The organism is Sphingobium indicum BiD32, from assembly GCF_000382885.1.
GTDB classification, from domain to species: Bacteria; Pseudomonadota; Alphaproteobacteria; order Sphingomonadales; family Sphingomonadaceae; genus Sphingobium; species Sphingobium japonicum_C.
This window is the reverse complement of the sequence record NZ_CAVK010000202.1, coordinates 1-14212: the sequence shown is the minus strand read 5'-3', so window position 1 is coordinate 14212 and position 14212 is coordinate 1. Positions and strand designations below refer to the sequence as shown.

Genomic DNA, 14212 nt, shown 5'->3' with positions numbered 1-14212 from the left:
CGCATCGGCCAGCCGCTCGGTCAATGCCTGCGCCACCACCTTGCGCAGGCTGGCGCGGGGCCGATCGCGCTTTTCCTCGATCAGCCATTCGGCCCCGCGATCGGGCAGGAAATCGACATGGATCGGCGTGCGATGCTGCCAGTAGGATGAAATCTGCAACATCGCCGGTCCCGACAGGCCGCGATGGGTGAACAAGGCCGCTTCGCGAAACCGCACCTTGTTCCAGCGCACGGAAACATCGGCCGACACGCCAGACAATGCCTGAAACAGCGCCTCCTCGGTCCCCAGCGTGAATGGCACCAAAGCGGGACGCGGCTGAATGATCGACAGCCCGAATTGCCGCGCCACCTCATAGGCAAAGCCTGTCGCGCCCATCTTCGGAATGGACGGCCCGCCGGTCGCCAGCACCAGCGCGGGCGCGCGATGCTCGACCCCGCCGATCGTCACCCGATACAGCCCGTCGCCATGGGCCACGTCCGCCACCGGCTGCCCCAGCGCCATGGTCACGCCGCCCTTGGCGCACTCTTCCTCCAGCATCGCGACGATCTGCCTGGCCGACCCATCGCAGAACAACTGCCCCAGCGTCTTTTCATGCCAGGCGATGCCATAGCTATCGACCAGCGCGATGAAATCCTGCGCGCTATACCGCCCCAGCGCCGACTTGGCGAAATGCGGATTGGCCGACAGGTAACGATCCGCCGCCGTATCGACATTGGTGAAATTGCACCGCCCGCCGCCCGATATCAGGATTTTCTTGCCTTGCCTGTCGGCATGATCGACCAGCAGCACCCGCCTGCCCCGCTGACCCGCAACGGCCGCGCACATCATCCCCGCCGCGCCAGCCCCCAGCACGATGGCGTCCCAGTCGGCCATCAGCGGCCTCGCTTCAGACGCACCAGCGCCTCGTCCAGCGCGGAGAGGAATCGCGACCGGTCATTCTTGCCGAATGGCGGCGGCCCGCCAATCTGCTCGCCCCCGGCGCGCAAATCCGCCATGATCGCCCGCGTCGCAATCGCCGCGCCAATGGAACTGTGCGTAAACGGCTTGCCATTGGGCGCGATCACCACTGCCCCGGCTTTCAGGCAGCGGTCCGCCAGCAATATGTCGGCGGTGACGCAGACCGCGCCCGCGTCGGCCCGCTCGGCGATCCAGTCGTCGGCCGCATCGAACCCGTCGCTCACCACCACCCTGGCGAGCAATTCATGCGCAGGGATACGGATCGGGCTGTTGCTCACGATCGTCACCGGCACGCCATGGCGAAAGGCGACCTTGTAAATCTCGTCCTTCACGGGACAGGCATCGGCATCGACCAGAATCTTCATAAAGGGCGCGATAAGCTGGGAGTGGCCGCGAAACAATGGCCCGTCCACCCAATCCTCCCCTTGCCAAGGGGAGGTGGCAGCACGAAGTGCTGACGGAGGGGTGTCGCCCTCTCGATAGCGCGGCACACCTCCGTCTGGCCTGCGGCCAGCCACCTCCCCCACAGGGGGAGGAATTTATATTCCCCGCCTTCACCCCGGACCCATCCTGTCCTACATGGGACGCAATGAGCGCCCCCCTGTACAACAAAGATATTTTGCGGCTCGCCGCCAGCATCCCGCACCACCACCGCCTGCCTGCCCCGCAGGCGAGCGTCGAGCGGCGGTCCCCCACTTGCGGATCGCGCGTGACGGTGGATGTGCAGATGGCTGACGGTCGCCTGGCCGACATCGGGCTGGACGTGAAGGCGTGCGCGCTGGGACAGGCATCCGCGTCGCTGATGGCGGCCCAGGCGATCGGCATGAGCGCCGACGAACTGGCCGACGCCCGCGACAAGCTCACCGCCTATCTCTCCGGCGCCAGCGACGATCTCGACTTCTGGCCCGGCCTTGCGGTGCTGGCCCCTGCGCGCGGCTATCCCGCCCGCCACGCCTCGATCCGCCTTGGCTTTGAAGCCATTGCCGAAGCCGCGCGGATGGCGGACGCCTGATGCCGACACTGCCCGCTCCCGTCAGCGCGACCGAAATATTGCTGTCCGATGGCGTCATCCTGCTTGGCGCCGCGCTGCTGTTCGTCATCCTCTTCCGCCGTTTCGGGCTGGGTGCCGTGCTGGGCTATCTCGTCGCGGGCGCGCTGGTCGGGCCGCAGGGACTGGGCCTTGTCGGCGGGGGCGAATCGAAGCTCGCCATTGCCGAAATCGGCATCGTCCTGCTGCTCTTCCTCGTCGGCCTGGAACTCCATCCCGCCCGTCTGTGGCGCCTGAAGAAAGATATTTTCGCGCTCGGCATGGCGCAGGTCGTGTTGTGCGGCTGCGCCCTCACTGCGATCATCTTCTATTTCACCGGCTTCACCTGGGGCGCGGCGATTGCGCTGGGCCTGCCGCTCGCCCTCTCCTCGACCGCGCAGGTCTTGCCGGGCCTCAAATCCAGCGGCCGCATCAACTCGCCCTTTGGTGAAAAAATATTCTCGATCCTGCTGTTTCAGGATCTTTCGATCGTCCCGCTCATCACCATCGTCGCCGCCCTCTCCCGCAATCCCGCCGACGCGGGCGGTCCACCGGGATGGATGACGGCCGCCTATACCGTCGCAGCGATTGCAGGCCTCGTTCTTGCTGGCCGCTTCATCCTGCGTCCGCTCCTCTCGCTCGTCGGGCGGTTCGGGGAGCGCGAGCTGTTCGTCACCGTCGGCCTGTTCACCGTGCTGGCCGCCGCCGCCCTGATGCACAGCCTGCACCTGTCGACCGCGCTGGGCGCGTTCGTCGCGGGCGTCATGCTCGCCGATTCGCCCTACCGGCATGAGATAGAGGCCGACGTCGAACCCTTCCGCTCGATCCTGCTCGGCCTCTTCTTCCTCGCGGTCGGCATGGTGCTGGACCTCAACACCGTCGCGGCCAACCCGGTGTTCGTCGTCGGCATGGCGCTGATGCTGGTCGCGACCAAGGCTGCGATCATCGCGGGTCTCGCCCGCCTGTTCGGCATGGACTGGCGACCGGCGCTGGGCGCTGGCCTGCTGCTAAGCCAGGGCGGCGAATTCGGCTTCGTCCTGTTCGCCCAGGCGCAGGGCGCGCTGCTGATCGCGCCCGAAGCCGCCAGCCTGTTCAGCGCCATCGTCACCTTCTCCATGGCGACCACGCCCTTCCTGATGCTGTTTGCCCGCCGCTTCGAGTTCGCCGCGCCAAAGGAAGGGGCTGATCTGCCCGGCCCGGACAATGCGCCACGCGGCACCGCGATCATCGTGGGCTATGGCCGCTTCGGCCAGACCGTCGCGCAAATGCTGATCGGCCATGGCTTTGCGGTCGTGTCGATCGACAAGAAGCCCGCCCAGATCGAGGTGTCGCAGCGGTTCGACACCAAAGTCTATTATGGCGACGGCACCCGCATCGACCTGCTCCACCGCGCGGGCGCGGACGAAGCCCGCCTGATCGCCTTCTGCATCGACGATCCCTCGCTCGACAGCCGCACGCTCCAGCCGATCGCCGAGGCTTTCCCGCAAGCGGCGCTGATGGTCCGCGCGTTCGACCGGAAGCAGCTGCTGGCCCTGCAGGATATAGATCTCGCCGCCGTCGTCCGCGAAGTCTATGAATCGGCCATCTGCATGGGCGTGCAGGCGATGCAGGCACTCGGCGTTCCTCCGCAGGAAATCGAGGAAGTCGAGCGCCAGTATCGCGCCAACGACCAGCAGCGCCTCGCGCTTCAGATCGAACATGGCAGCCTGATCGCCGCGAAAGACCTGATGTATCGCCCCGGCCGGGGGATGCGCCTGCTCACCCGTGGCGATGGAGACAAGCCATGATCGCGATCGTTGCCGCCCTTTCCGCCGCCCTCGCCATCTGCGCGGGGGCATTTGGCGCGCATGGCGTCACCGATCCCAAAGCCGTGGAATGGCTGCGCACCGGCGGCCTCTACCAACTGGTCCACGCCGTCGCCGCGCTGGCGATCATGGGCGTGGCGCGCGGCGCGGCGGCGCTGTTGCTGACAGGCGCGGCGATCTTCGCCCTTACCCTCTACGCCATGGCGCTGGGCGCACCCAAATGGCTGGGCGCGGTGACGCCGATCGGCGGCCTGCTGATGATCGCCGGCTGGCTCTGGGCGGCATGGACCTTCGGGCAACGCTGACGCGCGCCCTTGCCCCGGCCACTGACCCGGCCTAGATTGACGTCATGGCCGACCATCACCATCATCATCACGAACCCACAGGCACCCGGCTGGCCGACGCCGCGCGCGTCACGCTGGAAGCGCAGAGCGAGCAATGGACGCCCATGCGCGCGGCCATTTTCGATGCGCTGGCGGCGGAGGAAAAGCCTGCATCGGCCTATGACATCGCCGATACCGTGTCGAAAGCGCGCGGCAAGCGGGTCGCGCCCAACAGCGTCTATCGCATCCTCGACCTGTTCGTGACCAACAATATCGCTATGCGGGTCGAAAGCGCCAACGCCTATATCGCCAACGCCCATCCCGGCTGTCATCATGACTGCATCTTCCTGGTGTGCCGCACCTGCAAGCAGGCCACCCATGTCGATGATGACAAGGTCACCAATCAGGTCCGCGCCGTCGCCGAGCAGGAGGGGTTCAAGCCCGAACGCCCGGTGATCGAGATTTTGGGGACATGCGCCAAATGCGCTGCATAAGTGGATCGTTGCGCTTCGCGACGGAACGGCCTAGCGCCCTGACGAGTCTATGCCTTTTATGAACGATCGTCCCGAAACCCCGTTGCTCGACCAGGTCATCTGGCCGTCCGACCTGCGCGCCCTCCAGCCAGAGCAACTCTGCCAGCTTGCCGACGAACTGCGGCAGGAAGTGATCGCCGCTGTCGGCGTGACCGGCGGCCATCTGGGGTCTGGGCTTGGCGTCGTGGAACTCACCACCGCCATCCATTATGTGTTCGACACGCCCCGCGACAAGCTGATCTGGGACGTGGGGCATCAATGCTATCCGCACAAGATATTGACCGGACGGCGCGACCGCATCCGCACCCTGCGCCAGGGCGGCGGCCTGTCGGGCTTCACCAAGCGCGCCGAGTCCGAATATGACCCATTTGGCGCGGCGCACAGCTCCACCTCGATCAGCGCGGCTTTGGGCTTTGCCATCGCCAACAAGATGCAGGATCAGCCCGGCAAGGGCATCGCCGTCATCGGCGACGGCGCCATGTCGGCGGGCATGGCCTATGAGGCGATGAACAATGCGCAGGCGGCAGGCAATCGCCTGATCGTCATCCTGAACGACAATGACATGTCGATCGCGCCGCCGGTCGGCGGCCTGTCCGGCTATCTCGCGCGGCTGGTGTCGAGCCGCGAATTTCTGGGCCTGCGGGATCTGGCCAAGCGGCTGGCGCGCAAGCTCCCTCGCCCGCTCCACAATGCCGCGCGCAAGACCGACGAATTTGCCCGCGGCATGGCCATGGGCGGCACTTTGTTCGAGGAACTGGGCTTCTATTATGTCGGCCCGGTCGATGGCCATAATCTCGACCAGCTGATCCCCGTGCTGGAAAATGTCCGCGACGCCGCCGAAGGACCATGTCTGGTCCATGTCGTCACGCAAAAGGGCAAGGGCTATGGCCCCGCCGAAGCGGCCGACGACAAATATCATGGCGTCCAGAAATTCGACGTCATCACCGGCACCCAGGCCAAGGCACCGCCCGGACCACCCAGCTACACAAACGTCTTTGCCCAGGCGCTGATTGCCGAGGCGCAGCGCGACCAGACCGTCTGCGCCATCACCGCGGCCATGCCGTCGGGCACCGGTCTCGACAAATTCGCGACCGCCTTCCCCGACCGCTGCTTTGATGTCGGCATCGCCGAACAACATGCCGTCACCTTCGCCGCGGGCCTTGCCGCGCAGGGGATGCGGCCTTTCTGCGCCATCTATTCGACCTTCCTGCAACGCGCCTATGATCAGGTCGTCCATGACGTCGCGATCCAGAATCTGCCCGTCCGATTCGCCATCGACCGCGCGGGCCTTGTCGGCGCGGACGGCTCCACCCATGCGGGCAGTTTCGACGTCACCTATCTCGCCACCCTGCCCAATATGGTGGTGATGGCGGCAGCGGACGAGGCTGAACTGGTCCATATGACCCATACCGCCGCCTGCCACGACAGCGGCCCGATCGCGCTGCGCTATCCGCGCGGCAACGGCACCGGCGTCGATATGCCGGTGGTCCCTGAACGGCTCGAAATCGGCAAGGGCCGCATCGTCCGCGACGGGCGGCAGGTCGCCATCCTCTCGCTCGGCACAAGGCTGGAGGAAGCACTCAAAGCCGCCGAAGCACTGGAAGCGCGCGGCCTGTCCACCACCGTCGCCGACCTGCGCTTCGCCAAGCCGCTCGACGAAGCGATGATCCGTCGCCTGCTCACCACCCATGAAGTCGCGGTGACGATAGAGGAAGGCGCGATCGGCGGCCTGGGCGCGCATGTGCTGACGCTGGCCAGCGACCTCGGCCTCATCGACAACGGCCTGAAACTGCGCACCCTGCGCCTGCCGGACATCTTCCAGGATCAGGACAAGCCCGAAAAACAATATGCCGACGCCAGGCTGGACGCCGACGCCATCATCGACACGGTGCTGACGGCGCTGCGGCATAACAGTGTGGGAACGGAAGCGCGGGCGTAAAAATCCTCCCCTGCAAAGTCAGGGGAATTGCATATGACTTTTCGTTATCCCTGCAACGTCATCCTGAATTTATTTCAGGATCCATCGTGCCCCAAGAGCCTTCGCTGGAGACGCGAAATGGATGCTGAAACAAGTTCAGCATGACGATGAAGGTGGGGACAGTTCCATATGCGATAAGCCTGTCCTGCAAGGGGAGGATGTCTCGATATCTACCACGCACAAAAAAGGGGCCAATCGGCCCCTCCCCTTACCCCTTACTGCGGCACCGCAGCCCGTGCATCCTGCCCGTCGCCTTCGGGCGCAGCGATAATGTCGCGGGTGGTCGCGCCCTTATCGACCACTTCGGTGCCCGGATCGCCAGCGGTGGAGCGGATGCCCGCTGCTGCGTTGGCGCGACCGGCGGCGTTCAGTGTCGCGCTTTCGGTCGCGCTGCGCTGGGCCGGGCCACCGAACATCGCTTCCATCGCGGCCTTGCTCGAATCGACCGCATTGGCAGACGGCGTGCCGGGGGCAGGCGGGACCAGCGAGAAATCGGGCGGGATCACCAAAGGCGCCTGACGCGAAACCGCAAATTCATCGGGCCGTTCGCGGTTGAACAGGCCGCCGCCGCCGCCACAGGCCGACAGGGTGGACAGCAGACCGGCGGCAAGGATCAGATTAAGCTTCACTTCAAAGTCTCCGTATTTGCGCCCTTGTCGCGCAGCAGCAACGCGCGCGCAAGCAGGATCAGCACGCCGATGGTGATGGCTGCGTCAGCCAGGTTGAAAATCAGGAAGGGCCGCCATTCGCCAAAGTGCAGGTCCGCATAATCAATGACATAGCCCAGCCGCATCCGGTCAACAATGTTGCCGATCGCCCCGCCCAGCACCAGCCCCAGCGCCGCGACATCCTGCCGCGCCTTTTCGCGCCACATCCACACGCCCACGAAGCCCGCGATCAATATCGTCATCCCCACCAGCGCCCAGCGCATCAGGTCGGTATCGGCATGGAAAAAGCCCATCGACACCCCGCGATTTTCCAGCCAGCGCAGGCGGAAGATCGGCAGGATCTCGATGCCCGTCTCCGCCCGGCTTTTCAGCGCCAGCGGATAGGTGACGGCATATTTGATCAACTGGTCGAGCGCCAGCGTCACGATCGCGACGGTCGGCCCCAGCGGGCGGTGGTTGATAGGTGTTGGCATCGGAACGCTATGTCAGCCTTATAAGATGACGTCATCCTGAACTTGTTTCAGGATCCATTCGCCCAACGCTCCGAACGTCATCGCAACGGTTGCGCCAATGGATCCCGGATCAAGTCCGGGATGACGAGATTTTGCGACAGCCCTTATGCCGTCACCACATCATCGCAGCGGTCGCACAATGCGCCATCCTCGGTGACTTCGGGCAGCAACCGCCAGCAGCGGCCGCATTTGTGCCAGTCGCTGGGCTGGACGCTGATGCCGTCGCCCTCGCCCATGGTCACGCGCGCGACGATGGCGACTTCGGCGAAATCCACGTCGCCCACGGCCAGCACCTGTCCCATGGTTACATCGGCCTCCAGGCTGGAGCGCACGATCTTCTCGCGCCGCAACGGCTCGATCGCCTCATTCACCTGTTCGCGCTGGCTGCGCAACTCGGTCCATTTATCGTCCAGATGGGCGTTGATCCAGTGGCGGTCAATCTCCGGCCATTCCAGAAAATGCACGCTTTCCTCGTCACTTGGGAAGCGGCTTTGCCACACTTCCTCGGCAGTGAAGGGGATGATCGGCGCGGCATAGCGGATCAGCGCATGGAACAGCGTGTCGAGCAGGGTGCGATAGGCGCGACGCTTGGCGTCGGTCGGCGCGTCGCAATAGAGGCAATCCTTGCGGATGTCGAAGAAGAAGGCCGACAGGTCGCTATTGGCGAAATCGAACAATGCGCGGGTATAGCGGCTGAACTCCAGCCAATTGTCGCTGCCTGCCGCCTTGTCCACGACGCTGCGCAATTCCGCATCCAGCGTCGCCAGCCGGTGGAGCATATAACGCTCCAGCTCCGGCATTTCGGCGTAGGACACCGCCTCGCTCTCTTCATCATAATCGGCAAGAGCGCCGAGCATATAGCGGAAAGTATTGCGCAATTTGCGATAGGCGTCGGACGATCCGGCCAGCACTTCCTTGCCGATCCGCACGTCATCGAAATAGTCGGTGCTGGCGACCCAGACGCGCAAGATATCCGCGCCGCTTTCGCCCATGATCTTGAGCGGATCGACCACATTGCCCAGCGACTTGGACATTTTGCGGCCCGTCCCGTCGAGCGCGAAGCCGTGGGTCAGCACCGCGTCATAGGGTGCGCGCCCGCGCGTGCCGCTGGATTCGAGCAAGGACGACTGGAACCAGCCGCGATGCTGGTCCGACCCTTCCAGATACAGGTCGGCGCGCGCGCCTTCGCCATAGCGGGCTTCCACCACGAAACTGTGGGTCGACCCGGAATCGAACCAGACGTCGAGAATGTCGGTCACGACCTCATAGTTGGCAAGGTCATGGTCCGGCCCCAGCAACGCCTGATGATCCGCCCCGAACCAGGCATCCGCCCCCGCGCCCTTGAACGCTTCGATGATGCGGGCATTGACCGCCGGATCAACCAGATATTGCCCGCTCTTTCGATGGACATAGAGCGCGATCGGCACGCCCCAGGCGCGCTGGCGGCTGATCACCCAGTCGGGGCGGTCGCTGACCATCGCATTGATCCGGTTGCGCGACCGTTCCGGCACCCAGCGGGTATTGGCGATCGCGTCGAGCGCCACGCCGCGCAGGGTCGGGCCATTGCTCGGCAGGATTGCAGCGAGCGCGCCGGTAACCGGCTCCAGCGGCGGCAGCGGATAGTCCGCCACCTGCCCGCTCGGCTTGTCCATCGGGATGAACCATTGCGGCGTGCAGCGATAAATGATCCGCGCCTTCGACCGCCAGCTATGGGGATAGCTATGCCTAAACTCGCTGGCCGACAGCAGCGCGCCAGCGGCCCGCAGGTCGTTACAGATCGGACCGTCCGCGCCATTGAACTTGGTATTGATGACGCTGCCCTGGCCGCCCAACCACTCCCAATCGTCGCGATAGAAGCCGGCATCATTGACCGCAAACACCGGGTCGATCCCCAGCGCCTTGCACGCAATGAAATCCTCCTCGCCATGGTCGGGCGCCATATGGACAAGGCCGGTGCCCGCGTCGGTGGTAACGTGATCGGCGGGGAGGAAAGGACGCGGCTTGGCGAAAAAGCCGCCGAGCGCGTGCATCGGGTGGCGGGCGATTGCGCCAGCGAGGTCGGTGCCTTTGATGACAATGGGTTCTCCATCATCATTCGTCACCTGCCAAAGCGGCAAGCCCGTGCGCGCTTCGAAAGCCGAATATAGCGATGCCGCGATTAGAATTTTCCGGCCATGCTCTAAATCAGCAACCGGCTGCCCCGGTTGAACTTCTGTTTCTTGCGCGAGAACGATCTCAGCCAGAAAATACTCAATCCCCTCACCAAACGCGATCGCCTGATTCACCGGGATCGTCCAGGGCGTCGTCGTCCAGATCACCGCATAAGCGCCGACCAGCTCCGGCGCGTTCGGCGCTTCCACAATCTCAAACGCCACGTCGATCTGCGTCGACGTCACATCCTCATACTCAACCTCGGCCTCGGCCAGCGCGGTCTTTTCGACCGGGGACCACATCACAGGCTTGGCCCCGCGATAGAGCTGGCCGCTCTCGGCGAACTTCAGCAACTCGCCAACGATGGTGGCTTCCGCGTCAAACTTCATCGTCAGATAGGGATCGGCCCAGTCGCCCATCACGCCCAGACGCTTGAACTGCTCTTTCTGCACGCCCACCCAGCGGTCGGCATAGGCGCGGCACTGGGCGCGGAACTCTTGCGCGGGCACCTCGTCCTTGTTCAGCTTCTTCTTGCGATATTCCTCCTCGATCTTCCATTCGATCGGCAGGCCATGGCAGTCCCAGCCCGGCACATAGGGCGCATCCTTGCCCAGCAGGGATTGGCTGCGGACGATGATGTCCTTGAGCACCTTGTTCATCGCATGGCCCATATGGATGTCGCCATTGGCGTAGGGCGGGCCGTCATGCAGGATGAAGCGCTCACGCCCCGCGCGCCGCTCGCGCAGCCGGTCATACAGGCCCATCGCCTCCCACTTGGCCGCAATCGCGGGTTCCTTTTGCGCCAGGCCGGCCTTCATCGGAAAGTCGGTGACGGGCAGGAAAACGGTGGACTTATAGTCAGGTGCGTCGGTCATGGGGTTCCAGAACAACCAAAATCCGTTCGGCCTGAGCCTGTCGAAGGGCCGTACTTGTTTTCCGAAGAAAAGGACGAGGCTTCGACAGGCTCAGCCCAAACGGGTGAGAAAAATATGCCCGGTGCCTTAAGCGACGTAAGGCGTTCCCGCAAGGATTTGCCGTGCTTGCGTGCAGTCGCGCGCAATCTGCGCCATCAGCGCGTCCAGCCCGTCATATTTCGCCTCCGGCCGCAGGAAGGCGATCAGTTCGACCGCGATGACCTGATCGTACAGGCTCTCGGCAAAGTCGAAGAAATGCGGCTCCAGCAACTCCTTGGGCGGGTCGAAGGTCGGGCGGATACCCAGATTCGCCGCCCCGTCCAGCACCCGCCCGTCGGGCAACCGCCCGCGCACCGCATAAATGCCATAGGCCGGGCGCAGATAGCTGCCCATGTCGACATTGGCGGTCGGAAAGCCGATCGTCCGTCCCAGCTTGTCGCCATGCTGCACCGCGCCCTCGATGGTGAAGGGCCGGGTCAGCAACCGGGTCGCGGTGGCGCAATCGCCCGCCTGCAATGCCGCGCGGATGCGGCTGGAGGAAATGACCGCCCCGTCCGCATCGGCCACCGGCGCCACCGCCTGCGCCCACATATCCCATTGCGTACCCAGTTCGGCCAAAGTGGCGACCGACCCGGCCCGCCCCTTGCCAAAGGTGAAATCCTGCCCCGTCACCACCCCGGCAACGCCCATATCCACCGCCAAAAGCCGCACAAAGGCCTGCGGATCGAGCGCGGCCAGTTCCGGGGTGAAAGCGAATACCATCATCGCATCCGCCCCGACGGCGGCGAACAATGCCTGGCGCTGGTCCAGCGTGGTCAGGCGAAAATGCGGCGTATCGGGCCGGAACAGCCGCATCGGGTGCGGATCGAAGGTCGCGACGATGACCGGACGCCCCTCCGCCCGCGCGCGATCGACCGCATGGCCGACCACGGCCTGATGCCCGGCGTGAAACCCGTCAAAATTGCCCAGCGCCATGATGGCCCCGCGCAAATGCGCCGGGACCGGGGCGCCGCTCGTCAGCCGCTCCATGGCGCGGCCTATAGGGGCGCGCAGGGGGCGTGGCAATGCGGCATCAGGCGCGCCGCAGGGTCACGAAGCTGTAAGCAGGCCGTCCGTCCAGCGCGGCATGATCCTCACGCGCCATTTCCGCCCACTCGGCCGGATCGGGATAGCCGATACAGGCGTCCCCCTCCGCCTCCAGATGCACTTCCGTCAGTTCGATCCGATGCGCAGCGTCCAGGAACAGCCGATAGATTTCCGCCCCGCCAATCACCATCACAACCGGCGCATCGGCCAGCGCCAGCGCGCCCGCCACATCATGCGCCACCTCCGCTCCGGCCCCCGTCCACGCCCGGTCGCGGGTCAGCACGATATGGCGCCGGCCCGGCAGCAAACCCGGCAGGCTGTCGAACGTCTTGCGCCCCATGATCATCGGATGGCCCAGCGTCAGCGCCTTGAACCGCTTGAGGTCCGCAGGCAGCCGCCAGGGCAGGTCGCCATCCCGGCCAATCACGCCATTGTCGGCGCGGGCCAGGATCAGCACGATCTCCGTCACAGCATTGGTTTCGTGCGCTGCGCTCACAGGCTCAGCCGGGTCACATGCCCCATCTTGCGCCCCGGCCGCGCCTCATGCTTGCCATAAAGGTGCAGATGGTTGGCCGGGTCGGACAGGATCGCCTGCCAGTCATGGGCGTCGTCGCCGATCAGGTTGCACATCTCCACCCGGCGCGCGGCCAGCGCCGTGTCGCCCAGCGGCAGGCCACAGATCGCGCGGACGTGATTTTCAAACTGGCTGGTCAGCGCGCCCTCGATCGTGCCGTGGCCGCTATTATGGACACGCGGGGCCATTTCGTTGAACACCGGCCCATCGGCGCTGGCGAAAAATTCGCAGGTCAGCACGCCGACATAATCCAGCGCGTCGGCAATTTTTTGCGCCAGCGCGCGCGCAGCGGGCACCTGCCCCTCGATCAGCGGCCCGGCCGGCACGATCGACGTGTCGAGGATGCCGCCGACATGAACATTGGCCGCGCTGTCCCAGAAACGCACCTGCCCATCCGCGCCGCGCACCAATATGACCGAAAATTCCTCCGCGAACGTCACGAAACCTTCCAGGATCGCGCTCTGCCGCCCGATCGCATTCCACGCGCCGACCGCATCGCCCGGGTCATTGAGCCGCGCCTGACCCTTGCCGTCATAGCCCATGCGGTTGGTTTTCAGGATCGCGCGGCTGCCGACCTGCGCTATGGCCGCCTCCAGATCCTCCAGATCCTCGACCGGTGCAAAGGGCGCGGTCAGCCCGCCCAGATCGCAGACAAACCGCTTTTCCGCCAGCCGGTCCTGCGCCACCCGCAAAGCCTGCGCACCGGGGCGGACCAGCCCGTGCGTCGCCAATATCTCGACCGCCGCCGGGTCGATATTCTCAAATTCATAGGTGACGACATCGACGCTGTCGGCAAAGGCCGCCAGCGCCGCCACGTCATCATAGCTGCCCCGCGTCCAGCGCGGCGACACGTCGGCGGCTGGCCCGCTCTCCTCCGGCGCATAGATGGCGGTGCGATAGCCCAGTTGCGCGGCCGCAATGGCGATCATCCGGCCCAGCTGGCCGCCGCCAAGGATGCCGATGGTCGAACCGGGCGCGATAATCGTCATGGGACCGATCAGTCCTCGACCGTTTCGGCGACCGCATCGGTCTGCTTCGCGCGCCAGGCGTCCAGCCGCTCGGCCAGCGCAGGATCATGGGTCGCCAGGATCGCGGCCGCCAGCAGCCCGGCATTGATCGCGCCGGGCTTGCCGATCGCCAGCGTCGCCACGGGGATGCCGCCGGGCATCTGGACGATCGACAGCAGCGAATCCATGCCCTTCAAAGCCTTCGATTCGACCGGCACGCCCAGCACCGGCAGCCGCGTCATCGACGCGCACATGCCCGGCAGATGCGCCGCGCCGCCCGCCCCCGCGATGACGACTTTCAGGCCGCGTGCCACAGCGCCGGTGGCATAATCATAGAGCCGCTGCGGGGTGCGGTGCGCCGACACCACCTTGCATTCATGGGCGACGCCCAGCGCATCCAGCGTTTCGGCCGCATGGCGCATCGTGTCCCAGTCGGACCGCGAGCCCATGATGATGCCGACCTCGATTGCCCCGCTCATGCCCGTGCTTCCCCTCATGGCGCGGCCTTCACGGTACCGCCCGGAAAGCAAAGCCCCTTAGCGGCAGAGTCCGCATTCGGCAAACCGCAAATCCTCCCCTTTAAGGCGAGGGGGACCATCGCGTAGCGATGGTGGAGGGGTGTCACCCTATCGATGACGGGACACCCCTCCGTCTGGCCTTTGGCCATCCACCTCCCC

The 14212-nt window shown here is 65.1% G+C and carries 14 protein-coding genes; 5 read left to right on the top strand and 9 right to left on the bottom strand.

The genetic code is table 11. The features are described 5' to 3' along the window. Positions 1-873, bottom strand: an 873-nt coding sequence (locus EBBID32_RS18995) for an NAD(P)/FAD-dependent oxidoreductase (RefSeq protein WP_037491883.1), incomplete at its 3' end; no start/stop codon positions are given. Beyond that, positions 873-1322, bottom strand: coding sequence for a YaiI/YqxD family protein (locus tag EBBID32_RS18990; protein WP_006963911.1), 450 nt, complete (start codon positions 1320-1322; stop codon positions 873-875). The genes EBBID32_RS18995 and EBBID32_RS18990, both read right to left, overlap by 1 nt. Positions 1323-1546: 224 nt before the next feature. On the opposite strand from EBBID32_RS18990, the gene EBBID32_RS18985 reads away from it, so the two are divergent. From EBBID32_RS18985 to dxs, 5 genes are read left to right on the top strand one after another with little or no spacing between them, the layout of a single operon-like run. After that, positions 1547-1969 (top strand): iron-sulfur cluster assembly scaffold protein, encoded by a 423-nt coding sequence (locus tag EBBID32_RS18985; RefSeq protein ID WP_006963909.1) that lies wholly within the window; start codon positions 1547-1549, stop codon positions 1967-1969. Beyond that, positions 1969-3771, top strand: coding sequence for a cation:proton antiporter domain-containing protein (locus EBBID32_RS18980; RefSeq protein ID WP_006963907.1), 1803 nt, complete (start codon positions 1969-1971; stop codon positions 3769-3771). Before EBBID32_RS18985 ends, EBBID32_RS18980 begins: the two co-directional genes overlap by 1 nt. Further along, positions 3768-4094 (top strand): DUF423 domain-containing protein, encoded by a 327-nt coding sequence (locus EBBID32_RS18975; RefSeq protein WP_006963905.1) that lies wholly within the window; start codon positions 3768-3770, stop codon positions 4092-4094. Before EBBID32_RS18980 ends, EBBID32_RS18975 begins: the two co-directional genes overlap by 4 nt. A gap of 44 nt (positions 4095-4138) precedes the next feature. Then, on the top strand, positions 4139-4606 hold the full coding sequence (locus EBBID32_RS18970; protein ID WP_006963903.1) for a Fur family transcriptional regulator: 468 nt from the start codon (positions 4139-4141) through the stop codon (positions 4604-4606). Positions 4607-4655: 49 nt separating this feature from the next. Further along, a complete protein-coding gene (gene dxs / locus EBBID32_RS18965) occupies positions 4656-6584 on the top strand; it encodes a 1-deoxy-D-xylulose-5-phosphate synthase (protein ID WP_081628133.1) in 1929 nt (642 codons plus the stop codon). Between the two features lie 254 nt (positions 6585-6838). Here dxs and EBBID32_RS18960 read toward each other — a convergent pair whose 3' ends face one another. The 7 genes from EBBID32_RS18960 to purE all read right to left on the bottom strand — a co-directional run bounded on the left by EBBID32_RS18960 (position 6839) and on the right by purE (position 14014). Next, positions 6839-7252, bottom strand: a complete 414-nt coding sequence (locus EBBID32_RS18960; protein WP_006963899.1) for a DUF3035 domain-containing protein — start codon at positions 7250-7252, stop codon at positions 6839-6841. Next, entirely contained in the window at positions 7249-7764 is a 516-nt protein-coding gene (gene lspA, locus EBBID32_RS18955; protein WP_006963897.1) for a signal peptidase II, read from the bottom strand. Before lspA ends, EBBID32_RS18960 begins: the two co-directional genes overlap by 4 nt. Positions 7765-7907: 143 nt before the next feature. Further along, positions 7908-10829, bottom strand: coding sequence for an isoleucine--tRNA ligase (ileS, locus tag EBBID32_RS18950; protein WP_006963895.1), 2922 nt, complete (start codon positions 10827-10829; stop codon positions 7908-7910). A gap of 126 nt (positions 10830-10955) precedes the next feature. Continuing rightward, positions 10956-11897 carry a bifunctional riboflavin kinase/FAD synthetase gene (locus EBBID32_RS18945; RefSeq protein ID WP_006963893.1) on the bottom strand — a complete coding sequence of 314 codons (942 nt, stop codon included), beginning with the start codon at positions 11895-11897 and terminating at the stop codon, positions 10956-10958. Positions 11898-11940: 43 nt separating this feature from the next. Then, positions 11941-12450, bottom strand: coding sequence for a dihydrofolate reductase (locus EBBID32_RS18940; RefSeq protein WP_006963891.1), 510 nt, complete (start codon positions 12448-12450; stop codon positions 11941-11943). Further along, positions 12447-13517 carry a 5-(carboxyamino)imidazole ribonucleotide synthase gene (locus EBBID32_RS18935; protein WP_006963889.1) on the bottom strand — a complete coding sequence of 357 codons (1071 nt, stop codon included), beginning with the start codon at positions 13515-13517 and terminating at the stop codon, positions 12447-12449. Before EBBID32_RS18935 ends, EBBID32_RS18940 begins: the two co-directional genes overlap by 4 nt. Positions 13518-13525: 8 nt before the next feature. Then, positions 13526-14014 carry a 5-(carboxyamino)imidazole ribonucleotide mutase gene (purE, locus tag EBBID32_RS18930; protein ID WP_037491879.1) on the bottom strand — a complete coding sequence of 163 codons (489 nt, stop codon included), beginning with the start codon at positions 14012-14014 and terminating at the stop codon, positions 13526-13528. Positions 14015-14212 lie beyond the last annotated feature (198 nt).